The sequence below is a fragment of the Kordia sp. genome (genome assembly GCF_050633145.1).
Classification (GTDB): domain Bacteria; phylum Bacteroidota; class Bacteroidia; order Flavobacteriales; family Flavobacteriaceae; genus Kordia.
This window is the reverse complement of record NZ_JBOEFY010000024.1, coordinates 121048-140873: the sequence shown is the minus strand read 5'-3', so window position 1 is coordinate 140873 and position 19826 is coordinate 121048. Positions and strand designations below refer to the sequence as shown.

The 19826-nt window shown below is 33.2% G+C and carries 19 protein-coding genes; 6 read left to right on the top strand and 13 right to left on the bottom strand.

All coding sequences use genetic code 11. The features are described 5' to 3' along the window. Positions 1-34 precede the first annotated feature (34 nt). Positions 35-838, bottom strand: a complete 804-nt coding sequence (locus ACRBBL_RS12805) for a class I SAM-dependent methyltransferase (protein ID WP_431369452.1) — start codon at positions 836-838, stop codon at positions 35-37. A gap of 122 nt (positions 839-960) precedes the next feature. On the opposite strand from ACRBBL_RS12805, the gene ACRBBL_RS12800 reads away from it, so the two are divergent. Further along, positions 961-2898 (top strand): T9SS type A sorting domain-containing protein, encoded by a 1938-nt coding sequence (locus ACRBBL_RS12800; RefSeq protein ID WP_431369451.1) that lies wholly within the window; start codon positions 961-963, stop codon positions 2896-2898. Positions 2899-2969: 71 nt separating this feature from the next. On the opposite strand, the gene ACRBBL_RS12795 is transcribed toward ACRBBL_RS12800, so the two are convergent. The 6 genes from ACRBBL_RS12795 to ACRBBL_RS12770 form a co-directional block, all read right to left on the bottom strand. Then, positions 2970-4517 carry a peptide MFS transporter gene (locus tag ACRBBL_RS12795; protein ID WP_431369450.1) on the bottom strand — a complete coding sequence of 516 codons (1548 nt, stop codon included), beginning with the start codon at positions 4515-4517 and terminating at the stop codon, positions 2970-2972. A 120-nt stretch (positions 4518-4637) separates the two neighbouring features. Continuing rightward, positions 4638-5777, bottom strand: coding sequence for a hypothetical protein (locus ACRBBL_RS12790; RefSeq protein ID WP_431369449.1), 1140 nt, complete (start codon positions 5775-5777; stop codon positions 4638-4640). A gap of 3 nt (positions 5778-5780) precedes the next feature. Further along, complete coding sequence (locus tag ACRBBL_RS12785) at positions 5781-6902, bottom strand: amidohydrolase family protein (RefSeq protein WP_431369448.1); 1122 nt, start codon at positions 6900-6902, stop codon at positions 5781-5783. 243 nt (positions 6903-7145) lie between these two features. Further along, on the bottom strand, positions 7146-7730 hold the full coding sequence (locus ACRBBL_RS12780) for a hypothetical protein (protein ID WP_431369447.1): 585 nt from the start codon (positions 7728-7730) through the stop codon (positions 7146-7148). A gap of 264 nt (positions 7731-7994) precedes the next feature. Continuing rightward, positions 7995-8783, bottom strand: a complete 789-nt coding sequence (locus ACRBBL_RS12775; RefSeq protein ID WP_431369446.1) for an SDR family oxidoreductase — start codon at positions 8781-8783, stop codon at positions 7995-7997. Between the two features lie 320 nt (positions 8784-9103). After that, positions 9104-9316 carry a hypothetical protein gene (locus tag ACRBBL_RS12770; protein ID WP_431369445.1) on the bottom strand — a complete coding sequence of 71 codons (213 nt, stop codon included), beginning with the start codon at positions 9314-9316 and terminating at the stop codon, positions 9104-9106. Positions 9317-9894: 578 nt separating this feature from the next. On the opposite strand from ACRBBL_RS12770, the gene ACRBBL_RS12765 reads away from it, so the two are divergent. Then, complete coding sequence (locus ACRBBL_RS12765) at positions 9895-10320, top strand: DUF2141 domain-containing protein (RefSeq protein WP_431369444.1); 426 nt, start codon at positions 9895-9897, stop codon at positions 10318-10320. Positions 10321-10461: 141 nt separating this feature from the next. Here the strand turns inward: ACRBBL_RS12765 and ACRBBL_RS12760 are convergent, their stop codons facing one another. Beyond that, positions 10462-10935: a Dps family protein gene (locus tag ACRBBL_RS12760; RefSeq protein ID WP_431369443.1), complete on the bottom strand. Its 474-nt coding sequence runs from the start codon at positions 10933-10935 to the stop codon at positions 10462-10464. A gap of 119 nt (positions 10936-11054) precedes the next feature. Here ACRBBL_RS12760 and ACRBBL_RS12755 point away from each other — a divergent pair, with 119 nt between their 5' ends. Next, a complete protein-coding gene (locus ACRBBL_RS12755; protein ID WP_431369442.1) occupies positions 11055-11993 on the top strand; it encodes a LysR substrate-binding domain-containing protein in 939 nt (312 codons plus the stop codon). A 45-nt stretch (positions 11994-12038) separates the two neighbouring features. On the opposite strand, the gene ACRBBL_RS12750 is transcribed toward ACRBBL_RS12755, so the two are convergent. From ACRBBL_RS12750 to ACRBBL_RS12730, 5 genes are all read right to left on the bottom strand, one after another. Further along, positions 12039-12236 (bottom strand): hypothetical protein, encoded by a 198-nt coding sequence (locus ACRBBL_RS12750; RefSeq protein ID WP_405299942.1) that lies wholly within the window; start codon positions 12234-12236, stop codon positions 12039-12041. 130 nt (positions 12237-12366) lie between these two features. Further along, on the bottom strand, positions 12367-14586 hold the full coding sequence (locus tag ACRBBL_RS12745; protein ID WP_431369441.1) for a DUF7619 domain-containing protein: 2220 nt from the start codon (positions 14584-14586) through the stop codon (positions 12367-12369). A 155-nt stretch (positions 14587-14741) separates the two neighbouring features. Then, positions 14742-15539, bottom strand: a complete 798-nt coding sequence (locus tag ACRBBL_RS12740) for a TIGR00266 family protein (RefSeq protein ID WP_431369440.1) — start codon at positions 15537-15539, stop codon at positions 14742-14744. Between the two features lie 117 nt (positions 15540-15656). Next, positions 15657-16118: a DUF4442 domain-containing protein gene (locus ACRBBL_RS12735; protein ID WP_431369439.1), complete on the bottom strand. Its 462-nt coding sequence runs from the start codon at positions 16116-16118 to the stop codon at positions 15657-15659. 408 nt (positions 16119-16526) lie between these two features. Then, positions 16527-16718 (bottom strand): class I lanthipeptide, encoded by a 192-nt coding sequence (locus ACRBBL_RS12730; RefSeq protein ID WP_431369438.1) that lies wholly within the window; start codon positions 16716-16718, stop codon positions 16527-16529. A 290-nt stretch (positions 16719-17008) separates the two neighbouring features. On the opposite strand from ACRBBL_RS12730, the gene ACRBBL_RS12725 reads away from it, so the two are divergent. The 3 genes from ACRBBL_RS12725 (at position 17009) to ACRBBL_RS12715 (ending at position 19673) form a co-directional block, all read left to right on the top strand. Continuing rightward, positions 17009-17473, top strand: a complete 465-nt coding sequence (locus tag ACRBBL_RS12725) for a DUF4870 domain-containing protein (RefSeq protein ID WP_431369437.1) — start codon at positions 17009-17011, stop codon at positions 17471-17473. A 108-nt stretch (positions 17474-17581) separates the two neighbouring features. Beyond that, positions 17582-17926 (top strand): PadR family transcriptional regulator, encoded by a 345-nt coding sequence (locus ACRBBL_RS12720; protein ID WP_405299937.1) that lies wholly within the window; start codon positions 17582-17584, stop codon positions 17924-17926. After that, positions 17919-19673, top strand: a complete 1755-nt coding sequence (locus ACRBBL_RS12715) for a PspC domain-containing protein (protein ID WP_431369436.1) — start codon at positions 17919-17921, stop codon at positions 19671-19673. The genes ACRBBL_RS12720 and ACRBBL_RS12715 overlap by 8 nt, the downstream gene beginning before the upstream one ends. The last annotated feature ends 153 nt before the right edge of the window (positions 19674-19826 follow it).

The window sequence follows — 19826 nt, the reverse complement described above, 5'->3', positions numbered from 1 at the left end:
AATTGAATAAACACTTATAAAAAAAACCTCGCTATTAGCGAGGTTTTTTTGTGGCTTTTAATTCGTATATCAACGGATAAAGCTTGTCTTTTGTTTCATACAAACCTTCCTCATTTTTAGTCAAATTAGGCAATACATCATACGGTGAAGCATCATGTTCAGTAAGGAACTCAATAGTTAGTCCTACATTGATTAATGCATTAATAACATCGCCCAAACCATGATTCCAAGCATATTCTTTGCTAATCATCTTTGTTTCGCCATCTTCAGCATAGGTTCCTTCATACTCTTCATAGATTACTTCTTCTTGGTTGTATGCGTATCGTAATGTTGGCGGCGTTTGCAAATAGTCGAACATCCATACAATTGGATGAAATTCTACCATATAAAAAGTTCCACCATCTTTTAGGCGTGAGGCAATAATTTCTGCCCATTTTGTTAAATCTGGCAACCAGCCAATAACTCCATAGCTTGTAAATACAGTATCAAAAGTATCGGTTACATGTTCGTTTACATCAAACACGTTGCAACAATGAAATGTCGTATCTAAATTCAGTTCTTCGTTGAGTGTCTTTGCCAATTTAATGGCTTCACTAGATAAATCAATTCCTGTACATTTTGCGCCCATTCGAGCAAAACTTAAAGTATCTTGTCCAAAATGACATTGCAAATGCAATAATGACTTTCCTGAAATGTTTGGCAAGCTTTGTAGCTCATATTTCATTAACGATGTTTTCCCTTTTTTAAAAGATTCCATATCGTACATTTCACTTTTTGCATGAATAGCTACCTTTTTATCCCAGGTTTCTTTGTTGGTTTTGAAATAATTATTGTTCATTTTATCGGTTTTTTCTACCTTTTATCGTATAATTGTTTTTAGATTTAATCCTTAACTACAATTGTAAGGAAAATAAATTAATTCGTGCCTGAATAAATCTTACTTAATAAATAAATACCCTTATGAAGAAAACTACTTTTCCTATTTTTAAAAGTATTTTTATGCTATGCATATTGATGAGCGCTACAAGTTTTGCTCAAAATGTCGATGTCATCCTTACGGTAGATTGGCCTCAATGGTCTACTGAAAATAGAGTTGAATTCTACGATCCTAATGACATGTTATTGGTAACAATAGATAATGGTTTTGATGGAAGTGGAAGTGCTGCCAATCCTTATAACGAAACAACAACAGCTGTAAGTTATCCTGTAAATAGTAGCACAACTGCTGGGTATTACGTAATTGTATATGATACGTATGGAGATGGCTGGAATGGCGGCGGAAGTTTAACTATTACTGCAGACGGCGATACAGCTTTAGCATTTAATGGTACCTTTGACACATCTGCTACAAATTCTCAAATTTCACAAACAATTTATTTTGCTATAGAAGAGGCTGCGCCACCACCACCACCTTTCCCTGGAGTATCGCAATTTGACACAAGCGGAAACGAATATATTGAATACATTCCTGGAAATATGCCAGTTATTATTTCTGCGCCGCATGGTGGTGTAAAACAATCTGGGCAAACAATTGGTGGTACTTTTTATCCAGATAATGATAGTGCGTTACCAGATAGAGGTTGCGGAACAAACGAAAGAGATGATAATACCGATATTTTGATTCGTGAAATACAACAATCTGTATTTGACCAAACAGGATGTTATCCATATATTATAATTAACAACTTACACCGTAGTAAATTAGATCCAAATAGAGAACAGAACGAAGCTACGTGTGGAGACTCTGATGCCTTATTTTATTGGAATGCTTTTCATGGTTTTATCGATCAAGCAAGTACTGATGTGATGAGCAAGTGGGGAAAAGGTTTATATATTGATTTACACGGTCAAAGTCACAGTATTCCTAGAATTGAAGCTGGATATAATATTTCTGCTTCGGATTTAAATAATACAACCGCAAATCATTTAAATTCTGTTTCAAATTCTACAATTACAAACTTGGTAAGTAATAACTTAGGAAACCTAACGCAAGAAGAATTGGTTCGTGGACCAAATAGTTTAGGTGGAATTTTTAAAGATACTGGCGGCGCTTTTTACAATGCACAAGGATATTCTGGTTGTGGTGTAACAAGTGGTTACCGAACAGTTCCTAGTGATTTTGATAGTGGCGCTTCAGATAGTTGCGATGATACACGACCTTTTGGAAATGCCTATTTTGATGGAGATTTTTATAATAACAGACGTCATGGTTCTGGACCAACTGCAAGTGATGGACTTGGCGGTGGTGGAACTATCGATGGAATTATGACCGAAGTAAACAGACGTGTACGTGACTTAGGAACCTATAACGGAAATGTATACGATACACGACCACAAACGCTTGTTCCTTTTGCAGATGATTATGCTACCGTAATTAAAAACTACATTGATATACATTACAATGATTTTGCAACGTTTATGTATGCTGCAAATACGTATGCAACTGATGATCCTGATCCAACACCAACACGAACAACTGGAGTAACTGGAGTATTTACAGCAACGCCAGCTGGATTATCAATCAATGCTACTACTGGAGCAATTGACTTATCAATGTCTACAGATGGTGTGTACACAATTACACATACAGTTGGTGATTGTGATTTGTATACAGCGAGCTCAATGATGACTATTACAAATACATTAAGCACAACCGACATTGAAGAAGCTTCATTTGCAATGTATCCAAACCCGACAACTGGAAAGTTACAGATTCAATCTACAGAAACAATTACACAAGTAAAAGTGTATAATGTGGTTGGACAACAAGTAAAAGCATTTACAATGCAAGCGGATCAAAAATCAATTGATATTTCAAACTTACAAACAGGAAGTTATTTTGTAAACTTACAAAGCACTTCTGGAAACACATATACAAAACTGATTGTGAAGAAGTAATTCGGATCATAAGTAATAGTTCTAAATCTAAGAAAGCCTTGCTAGTACATAGCAAGGCTTTCACTTTTTGATTAATGAACGCCGCTCATCAACTTTTTAATAAAAGGTGATATCATCATAACAAGTATTCCAATTACCGCCGTTAATACGCCAAAAACTGCATATACAGACACATATTGATATAATTGTTCGAAGGCTACTTGATTTTCTCCCGAAAAAGTAGACGTTAATCCTGTAACCATTTCTGTAATTTTGCCAAAAATGCCACTAGCAAACATATTTTCTTCCGAAGCTGATACTGTGGTGAGTTTTGCTATTTTTCCAGCAAAGAAATGCCCGTAAAAAGAAGCAGAAAAGAAAACTCCCATGATAAATGCTAAATATTTTTTTGGAGAAAGCTCCGTCATTTTCGATAAACCAATTGGAGAAATGCACAACTCTCCTATCGTTAAAATAAAGTATCCAACAAATAAATACCACATCGATGTTTTAGCAAAAGTATCTGCCGAATTCGCAGACATTGCAAAAACGATGAATCCAAGTCCTAAGAGGAATAATCCTAAACCTGCTTTGATTGCTGAATTCGGGTTTTTCTTTTTTCGAATTAATACAGTCCACAACCATGAAAACGGAATTGCGAGCAGAATGATAAATCCGGAATTGATACTGTTGGTTTGTGCTGCGTTGATTCCGACAAGGTTAATATTTCTATCTGCAAAAAGTGTGAGCGAACTTCCAGCTTGCTCAAAAATTGCCCAAAACAGAGACATTAAAATGGTGAAATATGCAGTTACTAATAATCGCTTTCGCGCGATGGTTCCGACAGAACGGTAAATGTAAATAAGCATTGCTGTAATGGCAATTGTAGCTATCCAAACAATATAATGTTCGTATTGATTGAATCGTACGATTAACGCAAATACAGGAACCGATAAAAACGCGCCAATCGTTACCAATTGCCCTTTGTTTAATCCTAGAAATTTCTCGTTATATACTTTTGCATCAGGAATTTTTCCTTTGTCTTGAAATACATTTTTATTGGTTCCTCTATAGAAATAAAACAATCCTGCCAACATTCCTAAACCTGCCAACATAAAGCCATAATGCCATCCGTAGACTTCTGCAAACCAAGCGCATAATAATGGAGCAACTGCGCCACCAATGTTGATTCCCATGTAAAATATGGTAAACCCTGAGTCGCGTCGTTTATCCTTTTCTTCATACAATGCACCAACAAATGTGGAAATGTTTGGTTTAAAAAATCCGTTTCCAACAATTATCAAAGCTAATGATCCGTAGAAAAACACAGGTAGTTCTATAGTTAAGAGAAAGTGTCCTAACGCCATTAAAATCCCGCCAAGGAAAATAGCTTTTCTGTATCCAATATAATGATCGGCAATAATTCCACCCAAAACAGGAGTTACATACACTAATGACATATACGCGGCAAAAATTCCGATAGACATGTCATCGCTAAACAATAATTGTTTAGTCATATATAAGATTAATAATGCTTTCATTCCGTAGAACGAAAAACGTTCCCAGAGTTCTGCAAAGAATAAATAAAAGAGTCCTTTAGGATGTCCGAATCGAGTATCGGAAACAGTAGATGATTCCATTTGTATGTGCTTTAAAAATTAGTAACATACAAATGTGTTTTATCGGTTCTCTATATGAAAGTTGTGTTGTAAACTATAGTAAAAAATAACAAGTTGTGCGGAATTGTGAGTGAAACACAATTAATTACAAATAGATGAATAGTCACTGTTTTCGGCACTTTCCACGAATTCATGAAGCAAACCTTCATCAATAGTTATATTTTCAGGAATCATACGCAATCGGTATTTCCCTTCGCCCAAAAACGTAAATAAGTCTCTACGTTCTAGTTGTTCTTCGCTATCTAATTGTAATATTTCGTTGATATTTTCTATGATACGCGTAAGATAGGTTTGGTTTTTTATTTCGCCACCCGAACTCACCAAAATACTTTGCATTTCTCCTGCTCCATTGGCACGACGAATGGCAAATTTTAAAAGGTTTTTGTATTGCGTTGTTTTAGATCGAAAATCGACTTCTGCATTATTAATATTTTTTGACGGAATGCTTAATTGAATCAAAGACCAATCTAAAAATTTAATGCGCATTTCGTTTGGTCGCGGCGTATTTGCCAATTGAATTACCCAACTTGTTGCCAACACTAAAAATAAAGAGATGAGCGATGTTTTTGCAATAATTTTTATGAGTAAGGTTGGAAATTCATCATTCATGCTTAAAACTACTTCGGGCAATTGTGAGACAAAGATCAAAATCATAATTACCACTGAAATCATGGCTACTAATTTTAATCCGCGATGTAAAAATGTTTTGTAGAACGAAATCAGTAATAAAAAACATAAGAAACCAGATAGTACCAAATCGGGAACGGCATTCCATTTGATTCCGAAACGCACGTTATCATTCCCAAAAAGCCAAGACATTGCCAAGGTTACAGAAGCCACCGCAATGATGGTTACTATGATAATCTTGACATTTTTTATGTTGTTGTAAATGAATTTTGGTGCATAATAAAAGTAAAAAAGTGCCATCAATAGAAACAAATTGTTGACTATAGACAAAAGGTTTACGCCAATTTGATAACCTATTCCATCCGAGAAATTGAAATGATTTGAAGTATATGCCCAAATTCCTGAACCTACCCAAACAAACATTGCCAAGCTGAGATATAATAATCCGCTATCTACACGTTTTTGCGATTCGTCTTCTTCTAAAATCTGACGAAAACGCTTCCGAATGTTTGAGTAAATTGCCAATAGTAGTATAGCTCCAATAAAGGAAATAAAAATATGCGCTAAGTTATGAAACTGGTCAACTTCTGTCATTTGCTATGCTCCTAATATCTTGCGAACTAAGTCTTTCTTTGCTGCTTCATCGTTACCAAATAACCAACGAAGTACATTGTCTTCCCATATATCATCGTATTGGTTTTGGTTGATAATGTCACGTTCCATTGCTAAATCTAGTAGTTTTCCAGGGTACGAAGATTGCGCATCACTTTCCATTTCACCTAGCGGATACGGATCATCTAATCCCATAATAATTTGGTTGTTTCCTTGACGTTCTACCATCAACTTAAATGAATCGGTATCGTGTACCAAGGTATCAAAGTAAATATTAGGATGTCCTACAGCTTTTCGTGGATGTACTTTCCCTTCAAACAAATCTGGTCGTCCATCAAATCCTTGAATTCTTCTCCCTAAGTTCATTTGTGCCAACTGTCCGCCATGCGCAAAACAAGTTCGTATGTTTGGGAAACGTTCTTGCATTCCATTCAAGGTATAAAAATGATATGCATCACCACATTGTGCTAGCATCCAAATTAGGTGAAAACGCCAGTTCACATTTTGTAGTTTAATCATTTTATCACCATCATACGGATGAATTTCAATTGCGAGTTTATATTTATTTGCCAGTTCAAAAATTGGATCATTTTCTTCATCAAATACCGAACGCCATTGTCCTATCGAGTCCATAAAATGTGTTGGCAAACACAATACACGCAATCCTAATTCTTCCACACAACGTTCAATTTCCCACAAAGCGCCATGTATAAAACCTGGATGCACTACAAAACCACAGGTAAATTTTGATGGATGATCGCGTTGTACTTCTGCATTAAAATCATTTTGAAAACGCAAAGCATGTTTCATGGCTTCCAAGCGCAAACCATTTCCGTATAGTTGCGAAAGATTTAAAATAACTGCATGATCAATTTTATTATGTTCCATCCAATCTAACTTTTCATTTAAGAAAAAACTAGAATCCGTTACAGGTCGTTTCCAATCGTCTTGCAACATATATTTACGTTCATCATCTACCCAAAAAATCTTTTTATCTTTCATGAATTGGGGAATTTGCTCTGGGTAAGGTAACAAATGTGAATGGCCGTTTATACGCAGTTTTCTTTTCAAGGTTGAGTTGTTTTTTGGGCGTGTCAAAAAGTGCATTTTGGCTTTGCCAATGTACTTTTGGTCAGGCTTTCGGCTATATCTTTTGATTTCTCAAAAGGATGCCGCCTCTATCCTTCACGCAGAATTAATTTTATAAAAATAGTATTTATTAAAGAAATTGTATCGTATTTAACGTTTTAAAATGTTTAATACTGAGTAAAATTAAAAAAAGTCTTTACAACTCTTCGAATTATCGAAAAGCATAAAGACTTTTAAATATGGTTTTGGTCGGTTATTTATTTAACTTACAACTACAGCGGTTAGCTTTCGAGCACTTTTAAGTGTAATTGTATTATTAAATTTATTTTGATAGGCAAATGTAGTTTCTCTTCCTTGTTTTTGTGCCACAACCTTTGTTGGAAACACAAATGAAGCTGCATCTAAATCTAATTCGTGACTTGCAGCATTTTCACTATAATTTTCTATAAGTCCAGCAAACTCTGTAGCTAGTTTTTCATTTAAAATATAGAATTTGCTTCCACCATCTTGCTTTACAATGAGTGCCAATTCTTTACTATTAAATCCTAACATTGGTTTTTTCTGTAACGGAATTGCAAAACAATTACTGTTTAGCTTTACCACTTGTGTTGCGTTGTACACATATCCTTCTTTATCTAACGCTTTTACCAAACGTCCGTGCGTATTAACGACACTACTTGATAAATTAGAAATAGAAATGTGTTCAACAGAACTAAGCAAACGGTTAAATCCTTTTCCAATACTTGTTAATGAAATACCTTTGTTACTTGCTAGTGTAGTACTAGGGAACATCGAGAGCGCACCTGCGCCAATTACACTAGATACAATAAAGTTTCTTCTGTTCATATATGGTTATTTTATTAGTTTGCAGTGTTTTAATACCACAAAAAGTCGTTTTATAGATTTTCAATTTAAGGATTTTTTAACACTTTTAACAAATAACGAGCAAAAAATGTTAAAGTCAGGTAGTTTTACTTTTTTGATTGTAGGAATTTATATATTCAGATACAGGAAAAGTATTTACTTGTAAGATGTCGTATTGAATACTATCGAGATGCTTTTTATTTCAAAGTGTTCTCGATAACTATATTAGATATTTTGTTTTAAATCTTACAACGACTTCGTTCGTCCACCATCTACAGGAACATTGATTCCGTTGATATAAGAAGCGGCTTCACTTGATAAGAAAGCGATAGCATTTGCAATTTCTTGTGGTTTTGCAAAACGTTTGGCTGGCACGGCATTTTTCATCGCTGCGCTTACCTCATCTATTGATTTCCCCGTTTTGGCAGCTTTGTTTTTTATGATTTCTGTTAAACGCTCTGTTGCAGTTGCACCTGGCAATACATTGTTTACTGTAATTCCGAACTGACCTAATTCATTTGACAAAGTTTTTGACCAATTGGCAACAGCTCCACGAATCGTATTGGAAACACCTAAACCGTCTAAAGGCTGCTTTACTGATGTAGAAATTACATTGATTATACGTCCATAACCTGCTTCTTTCATTCCTCCAACTACACTTTGTGCTAATACATGATTGCATTTTAAGTGTTGTGTAAATGCGCGTTCAAACTCATCAATTTTAGCATTAAAAACAGGACCTCCAGCTGGTCCGCCTGTGTTGTTTATTAAAATGTGAAATGAATGATTCTCGGCAATATAGGCTTCAATTTTTTCACGCAAACCATCAGGGTTTTGGAAGTCAGCCACAATATAATTGTGTTTTTGTCCTTTAGATGTATCTAATTCGCTCAATACACTTTTAAGTTTTTCCTCGTTTCTCGCTGTTAATATTACGTTTGCACCAAGATTTGCTAATTCTTGTGCTGCAGCTTTCCCGATTCCTTGTGTACTTCCGCAAACGAGTGCGTTTTTATCTTGTAAGTTTAGATTCATTGATTTAGTATTGAGTTGTTAGTTGTGAGTATTGAGTTTCGTCGCTTTGCTCCTTTGGTATTGTGTGAATGATTAACCTAAAAATGGAAAAGATACTCCATCAAGTTACTCCAGATTTTAAGAGCTTATGATTCGATTTAGATCTTTTCCATTTATAGATAAAACTCAAATTAGAGATTCTGGGTTGCAGCCCAATATCAAGAAGTTAAGTTTATCTTTTATGTATTCAAATCAAAGGTATGAAAAACAAATTTAAATTGTATAGACAAGATATATCTACAATCCATAAAAAAAGCGAACCGAAGTTCGCTTTAATAATACTATTCTTTTGGACAAAGCTGTCCGCCCCACCATGATGGACAAACGAAACTTTCACATACTGATGATGGACAATAATCACAAGAATTGAAAATTGTCTGTGCTGGACATGGTCCACCAATCATAGTTTGACCACCTTTTAAGCTTGATCTTTCTTCTAAATTAGAAATAGACTTTTTGTTAAGCGTTAAGCTTTTAAGACTCTTTTTTTTCATAATCGTATGGTTTTAAATTAAATACATTTTAAATTACATAGAAAATAGCAGTATTTAAAAGAATGTATCTCGTGATTTATGAATTGTAAACTTTAATAATCAGTCATAACTTTAGTGCTTTAATAGCTTTAGAAAAGGCCTATTTATAATATATATATGTAAAAAGCCAAGCGAACCGAAATTCGCTTAGCTTTTACATACAAACTCCATTTTTCAACGGAATACGTAAACCTAAATCAATAACTAACGAAAGTTTATAAACGCTACTGTATTAAATTGAAATATATAATGTGAGTGGCTTACATAAATGTTTCAACCTTAATAAAATAGTAAACTTCATTCTATTTATATAGACGTATTCTTTTTTGAAAAGGTTCCCAAAAAACTATTTTTCTTCACTTTTTTACAATTCATCCATCAAAAATTACAGTTAGGTATCATTTTTTGTGAGCAGCTTGGATTTATTTGGACATTTGAATCATCAAACAACACTTCGGCTCCGCTCAATGTTAACTTAATATCGGTTCCGCTTAGTGTACTAAAAAATAATTCATTAATTAATCAATAAACAATCAGATATGAAAAATTTACTTTTAATCGCAGTTTTCTTTGCAGGTCTTTTTACAACAACAGCACAAACTGCTTCCAAAGAAGGTGTTACTATTACTGTAACTGTTGACAAAATTAAAAACAACAACGGAAAAGTTTTGTTCGCATTATACACAGAAAGTACGTTTCTGAAAACTAAACCTATACAGGCTACAGGAAGCAAAATTGAAGGCAATAAGGTAACTGTTACTTTTACAAACGTTCCAAAAGGTGCGTATGCAATTACGTGTGTACATGACGAAAATGATAATGGACAAATGGATTTTGAAGAAAGCGGAATGCCGAAAGAAGATTATGGATTGTCTAATAATCCTATGAGCTATGGTCCACCAGAATTTGAACCGTGTAAGTTTATGGTAAAAGACAGTGACATAAGTTTAAATATTGTTCTTTAGTTTGGTATTTGGTATTTGGTATTAGAATATAGAAAAGAAAAAGCGACATCTTACGATATCGCTTTTTCTTTTTACTAGAGTTATAAATTCGATTGAGCTTACGGAATTTCTTCATAAACTCATAACTCATAACCTAAAATACTATTTATCTAACCACGCATTCATCATCCAAATTGTTTTTTCTTGCTCAGAAATCAAATCGCTCATCATAGCATTTGTTCCTTCATCATGTGCATCGCCCGCTTTTTCTAATAGTGTTCTTTCTAACTTTAACAGTTCTGAAATTGAAGAAATAATTAATTCTACCGCTTTTTCATCTTGCGAAATGTGTTTTCCGACTGGAACTTTAGCATTCGAAATATAATCTTCAAACGTGTGTAATGGCTCACCACCAAGCGTTAATACACGTTCTGCAATTTCATCTACCTTTATTTGTGTGTCGTTATATAACTCTTCGAACTTTGTGTGTAATTCAAAAAATCCTTTTCCTTTAATATTCCAGTGAATTCCACGTAAGTTTTGATAATACACTTGAAAATTTGCTAGTAAAACGTTTAAATCTTCTACTAAACTTTCTGTTTTTTTGATGTCTAATCCTAATATATTTAATGTCATTATTTCCTGTTTTTTAGTATTCCTTTTTTGTTTTTACAAATTTATTTAAGATTTAACTTGATTTAATATAAGTTTTATTGATAGTTTTTATATTTTTATCACTTAAATTGATAACGATAATGACGATTACACAATTACAATATGTTTTAGCAGTAGCCGAACACCAAAATTTCACCCTTGCCGCACAAAAATCATTTGTAACGCAACCGACCTTGAGCATGCAAATACAAAAATTAGAAGATGAACTTGAGATTCAGATTTTTGATAGAAGCAAAAAACCAATTCAACTTACTGAAATTGGTAAAAAGATAGTAGATCAAGCACGTAATATTGTCAATGAATCTGGGAGAATGCAAGATATTGTAGATCAGCAGAAAGGATTTATTGGAGGCGAATTTAGATTAGGGATCATTCCGACAATTATGCCAACTTTATTGCCTATGTTTTTGAAAACATTTATTAAGAAATATCCGAAAGTAAATTTAAAGATTGAAGAGTTAACTACAGAAACTATTATTAAAAGACTGAATGAAGGGCATTTAGACGCCGCAATTGCTGCAACGCCACTTGGTTACGATCAAATTAAAGAACGTGTGTTGTATTATGAGCCTTTTGTTGGTTATACTACAGAAAATCACCGTTTATTCCATAAAAAAGAAATTGAAACTGCCGATTTAGACATTGATGATATTTTATTATTAGAAGATGGACATTGTTTTAGAGACGGTGTTATTAATTTATGCAAAGTACCAAGAAGTGCTGCGGAAGATCATTTTCAATTGGAAAGTGGAAGTTTTGAAACTTTAATCAAACTATCTAACGAAGATTTGGGCATGACACTTCTTCCCTATTTACATACAATGGATATTAAAGATTCGGAACGTAAATATTTGCGCCATTTTGCAGAGCCAAGACCTGCAAGAGAAGTAAGTTTATTATTCCATAAAAGTGAATTAAAAATGCAAATTATAGAAGCCTTACGAAATGTAATTATGGGAATTGTACGCGGTGCAATTGCTTTTCACAATGTGCAAATTATTAGTCCTGTACAGCAATAGAGAAAATAAATATACTAAAAAAGCCGCGACGTATCGCGGCTTTTTTTATGGTTTTAAATAAATTAAACATTGATCTAATTGTGGATTTGCTGTGACGAGAGAATTGATCCATATTTTCAATTCTTCAATCTCGTGAGGCAGCAATCTTTGTAAAGCTTTTTCTAATTCTTTACAGAATAATGATGGATCAAAGCTAACTTTTTTAAGTATAGTCTTTGTGTAATCAAACATTGCTCTTGCCATATTTAACTGAGGGTTTAGGTTAAAATTTTAAAGAGTAATTTTTATCTATAGGCTTTTATTTTGTCTTATAAAAGTAGTAAAAAAAATTTATGTTTATACTTCTACAACAAAACTTTAACAATAAAAGCAATTAGTATTTTATAATTTTCTTTGTTGTCTTACCATTTGTTGTAGTAATATTCATAAGATATATTCCTGCCGCAATTTTTGATAGATTGAATTCATAATGATTGTTGCTAGTTTGTGTAAGATCGTACTGTACAAGTCTTCCGTCAAGTGTCCTTATTTCAATAGCAGTTATTGATTCTTTAGTTTTTATGTATAGGGTTTCATTTGTAGGATTTGGATAAATTGATATATTTTCTGCTTCCAGATTTTCTTCTGCAACACTCAACGGATTTGCAATTGTTGTGATTGCTGTATTGGTTGTAATTGGCGGATTAAAGTCAAAATAGATATCAGCCGTATTATCAAAAGTATGTCCTTCCTGTAACCAGTATCTAGTTTTTATTTTAAATACTATATATCCATCATTAGTAGCATCATCAAAAGGAAGGTTTATATTTTCAAAGATGAATTCGACTTCATTTCCATTCTTAATATTGGTCACCATTTCATGACTGCTCGAAACTGGCCGTAGTGTTGAAATATCAAATTTGTTTACATCAATTTCGTTCGCTACAACTACATTTACTGCGGAAGCTGTTCCTGTATTTTCAAATCGAATCATATAATGTACGTATTCACCAACTTCATCAGTGGTAATCGTTTCTCCTTCTAAACATCTAATATCATTTGGATCAAACGAATTTACCACAGTCTGCTGTAAAAGCATCGTATTATCCTCTGGAGTTTCATCTGCAACTGTTGGACTTATAATAGCTTCAAAATTTAAAATAGCACCGCCATTTACCGCAGGAACTTCCGTTGGTGTATTGATGTTCATGGTAAATAAAATACTTCTTGTTTCAAAAGGTTCCAAATTTGTATAATCCCACGAAAGTGTGTGTACCGCTTGTGTATCTGCCATCGGATTTGCAGTTACTACATCCATCAAATCATCATCAAAAGTTAACTGAACAGTTCCAGAAAGCGCAGTAGTTCCATTGTTTTTGTATTTAATCTCATAAGGCGCGTCAAAACCTGGTCGTGCAGGTTCTAATGGAATGATAGAAATCGCAACATCGTTGTACGTTCCATTTGGTGTTACACAAAAGTCTTGTGCTGTAAAATTGTCTGTTGCCGTTGCAATATTAAATGTTCTCGAACTTGGCGTAACTGTAAAATATGTAGGGTTTTCTAATTCTGGTGTAATTGTATAAATTACTTCTTCAGTTAAAAAGAACTCGTAATTTCCTAAAGGATCCGCAATCATTCTTTCGGAAGTTGTACCATCCTGAATTCGATATTTCATATTCGGAACAATGATATCGGTAGCATCGCATCCGTTTGCGTCGGTATCTATTCTTGCGGTTCCAGTAACACTAATATAAGGATCTGTAGGAACGGAAGAACAGTTACTATTTATTTCTGCTTGCACACTTATGTAACTATCGTCAAAAATCTGTGCTTCACCTGGATCTACACAGATATATTGTACGGGTTGACCTCCATATCCAATTTGTGTATATGGTGCAATACTCCCATTTTTAAGAAAAATAACTTCTAAGTTTTGATTTCCATTGATTTCTATAGTTTCTAATAATGGATTATTTCGTAAATCGACAGACGTTACAAATGTATATTGAACTGAAAAGTTTTCTAAATTTACATTTTGTGATACATCAATTTCTGTAATAAATGTTCCAGATGGAGAGAACGATTTTAAATTCACATTATTCGTAACATCAATACTTGTTATAGGTTCATTAAAACTACAGTTTAATCGTTCTAAATTTATATTTTGTGATACATCAAGGGTAGACAACCAATTACCGGAAACATCTAATTTGATCAAATTTGGATGGTAAGAAAGATCAATTGATTCAATTCCACTTTCTCTCAAATCAATTGTTTCGAGTTGGGTATTTTGACTTAAGTCAATATTTATGATTTGTTGTTGTGTTAATTCCAGACTTTTTAAGTTTGTAAAAGCTTCAATTCCAATAACATTTTCAATATTCCATCCGCCCAAAATTTCAATACCAGTAACGTTTAAAGCTTCACTCAATTGAATTTCTCCATCATCATTGGTATCAGCATCGCCATCTAGAATACCATCATCATTAAAATCAACACAATTCGTATTAACTAAGGCATTTTTAAAATTAGCATCCGGAATATTTACAATTTGTGCTTGACTCCATTGCGCTATAAAGAATAATGAAAGTAGTAGGTAACTTTTTTTCATGAATGTAGGTTTGGTTTGATGTTTGGTTATTGCAATTTAAGACAATGATTATTATTTATGAATTAAAAGTACCACAAAAAAAGCGTTCATCATCAAGTTACAAATCGTAATTCGATGATGAACACTTCCAATATTTTAATTATTTAGACTGTTTATTAGTGATTGTCTCCGTCTAATAAATTACCAATGCTTCCTAAAATACTTCCTTCTCCTTTACTGCCTCCGCCACTTGGTAACGATGAGATAATTCGCCCAGCCAAACGACTAAACGGTAAGGATTGAATGTATACAATTCCTGGACCTTTTAAGGTTGCAAAAAACATTCCTTCGCCACCAAATAAGGTATTTTTAATTCCACCTACAAATTCTATATCATAATCTACATCTTGTGTAAAACCTACAATACAACCTGTATCTACACGTAGTGTTTCTCCTGGAGCGAGTTCTTTTCGTGCCATCGTTCCACCTGCATGTACAAACGCCATTCCGTCACCTTCTAGTTTTTGCATGATGAAGCCTTCGCCGCCAAAAAATCCACGGCCTAATTTTTTAGAAAATTCAATTCCGACAGTCACACCTTTTGCAGCGCATAAAAATGCATCTTTTTGACATACAAATTTTCCGTGATAATTTGTTAAATCTATAGGAATGATTTTCCCTGGATATGGGGAAGCAAAGCTTACTTTTCGAACGCCAAATGCGCTCTCATTTAAAAAAGAAGTCATAAATAAGCTTTCGCCTGTTAAGATTCGTTTTCCTGCAGAGAATAACTTCCCTAAAATGCTTTTTTCTTGATTGGAACCATCGCCAAAGATCGTATTCATACTGATACCATCATCCATCATCATAAAGCTTCCTGCTTCTGCGACTACGGCTTCTTGTGGATCAAGCTCTATTTCTACATATTGCATTTCTTCGCCAAAAATTTCGTAATCTATTTCGTGTGCTGTCATTGTTTGTTGTTTTAGTTTTTTGATTGTGATGAACTCATTTAGACTTTTTTTATTTGCTGAAAGTTTAAACGAGTACAATGCATTAGATGTGAAAAGATACGATTTGTTACAATACTATTATTTTTTCTTTCTGAGTTTAATTCCCCATTCGTATTCAAAATTTGAAACGCTTTCACCTGCTTCATCAAAACCTTCTGCATATAGCGTTAAGCTTTGCCCTTCTCCTGTTTTAATAGCAGTTTCAATAGCTGCCTTTACTTTAAGACCTTCTTTACATACAAAACGAATGCGTCCTGTTGCTTTTTTGGTAAATGTCCCTTTTTGCGATCGGACTAACATAGAAATTTTTTCGCCAGAAGCTTCAATTTCTTGAATTACCAACACTCCTGTTGCCAATTCGGAAGCCATTCCTTGTGTTGCCCAATAGAGTGATTTAAACGGATTTTGATTAATCCAACGGTGTTTTACGGTTACAGTAGCTTCTGTACTTGTGATTTCTTTTAATCGTACACCCGAAAGATACGCTGATGGAAGTTTGAATACTAAAAATTTGTTGATTTTTGATGGTGTAAGTTTCATGAATTATATTTTATGCACGCATAGCAAATTACAAAAAAATACATTCACTTGTAAGTAGAAGTATTATTTATGTTAAAAAAGAAAGAAATTGACCTGTAGAAATTAAAATATCTACAATACAGCCAATCTCTTTCTAATCATTTTTCACATGTAGTAATGTTTAACAACACTACATATTACTTTTTAGCCATTTTCTCTAGCTTTTTCTTTATCATTATGAATTCCTCTTATATTATGTAAGTATATAATTCTCTAGACTTATAAATAAAGTAAGTTCGACTAATTGTTTCATCAATTTACTAGACTTACACTTGCTGTTTTTTCTTCATTTATTGATCATAATTCTATTTTTCATTTTAATTAAAAACCCTATGCTTTTCAACATAGGGTACTAATTAACTTTTCAAATTAAGCTATTGTACAATAATAATCACATGATCCAAATAAAGTTGGACAATCAATCTCCCAAGTACAATAATAAATAATAGAATCTGAACATTTTTCAGCTCTTCCTCCTGCTTGTGAAGTAGCTCCGCCTTTTAATTTTGCAATAGCTTCTTTTTTAAGGCCTAACTTGTTTTCTAATTTCTTTTTTTTCATTTTAAAAAGTTTTAAATATTAATAATATTATATAGTTCTTACTTTTTTTATTTGTTACCTAAGCCGTATTTTCAGTAATTCTAATTTTTATATTGTTTTATTAAAAAAAGTATTCTTACTGATAATTAAAAAGAAAAAAACATTTTAACTAGCTAACAATAAACAAGTTAAACCCATAAATAGTAATTCAAATCACTTCTTTTAAATGTTAATATTTTGTTAATTTTTAGTACTATGTTTTGCATAATACCTTTTTTTAACCATATATTTGCATAAGAAAATAATATGCAATGGAATCAACTCTAACAAATCACGATAAAAACGTAGCGACAGTTTTACATGTAATGTCGTTTAGTAAATACTTTTTTCCCTTTGGAAATTTTATACTTCCTATCATTTTTTGGTCGATGTATAAAAAAGATTCAGATTATATAGATCATCATGGAAAAGAAGTAATTAACTTTCAATTGAGTCTGCTTTGTTATAAAATTATGGCTACCGTATTTTGTATTCCATTTTTTATTGTATTTGGAGTTAAAAACATAGATACTTGGGATCTTTTTTGTTTCAATTCGATTTCCATTAATGTAGATCACGGATTTAATTTGTACGGTATTTCATTTGTAGAAATCATTTTTGGATTGGGCGCATTATTATTTTTTGCAGTAAACATTACGTATACCATTGTAGCAGCAATGAAAGCGAATGAAGGTGAACGTTATCGTTATCCGTTAACATATCGATTTATCAAATAAAACCATCATCATCAATCATCAATCATCATCATCAATCAATTATCATCATCAATCAATTATCATCATCAATCAAAAAACGAACAGAATCATTAAAAGACACATGAAAACATGAAGATAGAGAACACAAAAGCACAAATGCGTAAAGGCGTGTTAGAGTATTGTATTTTATCCATCTTAAAAGATCAAGATGCATATGTAGCAGAAATACTCGGAACGCTAAAAGACGCAAAGATGCTTGTCGTAGAAGGAACTATTTATCCACTATTGACAAGACTAAAAAATGCAGGTTTATTAAGTTACCGCTGGGAAGAATCTACTTCTGGACCACCAAGAAAATATTATGGTCTTACCGAAACAGGAAGGTTATTTCTTAAAGAACTGAATACTACTTGGGACAATTTACAAAAAGCTGTATCACTCGTAACACGACAAAAAAATACTAACAATGAATAAGACAATCAATATAAATTTAGCAAATATGTTTTTTCATATTGATGAAGACGCATATAAGAACTTGCAACGTTATTTAAACGCCATAAAACGCTCTTTTACAGACTCGCAAGGAAGAGACGAAATTCTTGCCGACATTGAGGCTAGAGTTGCTGAACTTTTTGCAGAACGTTTAAAAACTGACCGACAAGTAGTTGGAATGAAAGAAGTACAAGAAGTAATTGACATCATGGGACAACCAGAAGATTATCTTGTAGATGACGAAATCTTTGAAGATGAACCAAAAGCTACTTCAACATCTAATAACCAAACTACTGGAACAGTATCGACTAGAAAGTTATATAGAGACTACGATAATAAGTTTATTGCAGGTGTTTGTGCTGGTTTAGCGCAGTACTTTGGAGTAGATTCATTATGGGTACGATTGTTAGCAATTATTATTGTATTTGCAGGAGTTGGATCACCGATACTAGTTTATTTTATTTTATGGGTAATTATTCCAAAAGCAACTACAACTAGTGAAAAGCTTGCTATGGCGGGAAAGCCTGCGAACATCAGCAATATTGAGAAAAAAATCAAAGAAGGATTGGATGATGTTCAAGAAAGCTTACAAGATGTAAATTTTGAACAAGTGGGACAAAAAGCCAAAAGTGGCGCATCTTCCTTTTTTGATTCGATAGGACATATTATTGAAACATTCTTAAAGATATTTGGAAAGTTTTTTGGAGTTATTTTTATTATTACAGCCGCTTCAATTTTAATTAGTATTATCATGTCTGCGCTAGGTTTTAGTTTCTTTAATCTTGAGTTTTTAGAAGGTAGAGATTTCTTTAACTATCAGGATTTGGGTATTTTAAATCACACATCTCCATGGGTATTGGCATTACTCGCTTTATTTGCTGTTGGAATTCCTGCATTGGTATTATTTATTTTGGGAATGAAGATTGTTGTGAAAAATTCTAGATCTATTGGAACACCGGCTAAAACAATATTGATCGTATTATGGATTGCTGCCTGTTTGGGTATAGCGTACATTGCTTCTAGTGCAGCTTGGCATCAAAATAAAGAAATTTCAATATCGTCTACTAAAGAAATAGCGATTAGTAAAAATGATACCATTAAAGTAAGAATGGTAAAGAATGAAGATTTTAGCGGATCGTTACGTAGATATCATCATGATTATAGAGTGGAACATGATGAAAATGGAAACGAGATACTTTTTTCTCGCTCGGTACGACTTATAGTGAAATCTACGCAAAGAGAAAATGCTAGAGTTCGCATTAGCCGAAGTGCTAACGGGCTTACTGATGAAGACGCACGCCAACGTGCTCAGGGAATTAACTATAATTATACATTTGAAAATAACACACTGAAGCTTGATGGTTACTTTTTGTTTGACAAAGACGATAAATACAATAATCAAGAAGTACAAATTGAATTGTTTTTACCAGAAGGAGCCATTATTTATCCACATAAAAACACAAGATCATTTCATAGAAACTATGGAGATGTAGGTGATATTTTACCAAGTGATTATAACTCTGAAGAACATTATCATCAAGTTATCGATGAAGAGTTGCAATGTTTAGATTGCCCGTCATCTAAATCAAAAAATCGTAAAAGTCGAAAAAAGAATCAAAGAGATATTACCATCAATTCTGAAAAAGTAGATATTAATATAAAAAATAAAGACAAAGACGTAAACCTAAATGTACTGCGTGATAGCGTACCTACGGATACTAATAACTAAATCAACGCTTCGACTCCGCTCAGCGTAAAGAATTGAGCGTTGTTGAAAACCAATCATCAATCAATCATCAATCAACACTTCGACTCCGCTCAGTGTGAAAAAACAACATACTGAGTGTCGTTGAAAAATCATCAATCAAAAAATGAGCAATTC

Bases quoted from the DNA above. Each gene is read 5' to 3' on its own strand.
- ACRBBL_RS12780 (WP_431369447.1), bottom strand. From the start codon at position 7,730: ATGAACAGAAGAAACTTTATTGTATCTAGTGTAATTGGCGCAGGTGCG.
- ACRBBL_RS12735 (WP_431369439.1), bottom strand. From the start codon at position 16,118: ATGAAACTTACACCATCAAAAATCAACAAATTTTTAGTATTCAAACTT.
- ACRBBL_RS12800 (WP_431369451.1), top strand. From the start codon at position 961: ATGAAGAAAACTACTTTTCCTATTTTTAAAAGTATTTTTATGCTATGC.
- ACRBBL_RS12730 (WP_431369438.1), bottom strand. From the start codon at position 16,718: ATGAAAAAAAAGAAATTAGAAAACAAGTTAGGCCTTAAAAAAGAAGCT.
- ACRBBL_RS12785 (WP_431369448.1), bottom strand. From the start codon at position 6,902: ATGCACTTTTTGACACGCCCAAAAAACAACTCAACCTTGAAAAGAAAA.
- ACRBBL_RS12770 (WP_431369445.1), bottom strand. From the start codon at position 9,316: ATGAAAAAAAAGAGTCTTAAAAGCTTAACGCTTAACAAAAAGTCTATT.
- ACRBBL_RS12740 (WP_431369440.1), bottom strand. From the start codon at position 15,539: ATGACAGCACACGAAATAGATTACGAAATTTTTGGCGAAGAAATGCAA.
- ACRBBL_RS12715 (WP_431369436.1), top strand. From the start codon at position 17,919: ATGAATAAGACAATCAATATAAATTTAGCAAATATGTTTTTTCATATT.
- ACRBBL_RS12720 (WP_405299937.1), top strand. From the start codon at position 17,582: ATGAAGATAGAGAACACAAAAGCACAAATGCGTAAAGGCGTGTTAGAG.
- ACRBBL_RS12805 (WP_431369452.1), bottom strand. From the start codon at position 838: ATGAACAATAATTATTTCAAAACCAACAAAGAAACCTGGGATAAAAAG.
- ACRBBL_RS12755 (WP_431369442.1), top strand. From the start codon at position 11,055: ATGACGATTACACAATTACAATATGTTTTAGCAGTAGCCGAACACCAA.
- ACRBBL_RS12750 (WP_405299942.1), bottom strand. From the start codon at position 12,236: ATGGCAAGAGCAATGTTTGATTACACAAAGACTATACTTAAAAAAGTT.
- ACRBBL_RS12795 (WP_431369450.1), bottom strand. From the start codon at position 4,517: ATGGAATCATCTACTGTTTCCGATACTCGATTCGGACATCCTAAAGGA.
- ACRBBL_RS12775 (WP_431369446.1), bottom strand. From the start codon at position 8,783: ATGAATCTAAACTTACAAGATAAAAACGCACTCGTTTGCGGAAGTACA.
- ACRBBL_RS12725 (WP_431369437.1), top strand. From the start codon at position 17,009: ATGGAATCAACTCTAACAAATCACGATAAAAACGTAGCGACAGTTTTA.
- ACRBBL_RS12760 (WP_431369443.1), bottom strand. From the start codon at position 10,935: ATGACATTAAATATATTAGGATTAGACATCAAAAAAACAGAAAGTTTA.
- ACRBBL_RS12790 (WP_431369449.1), bottom strand. From the start codon at position 5,777: ATGACAGAAGTTGACCAGTTTCATAACTTAGCGCATATTTTTATTTCC.
- ACRBBL_RS12765 (WP_431369444.1), top strand. From the start codon at position 9,895: ATGAAAAATTTACTTTTAATCGCAGTTTTCTTTGCAGGTCTTTTTACA.
- ACRBBL_RS12745 (WP_431369441.1), bottom strand. From the start codon at position 14,586: ATGAAAAAAAGTTACCTACTACTTTCATTATTCTTTATAGCGCAATGG.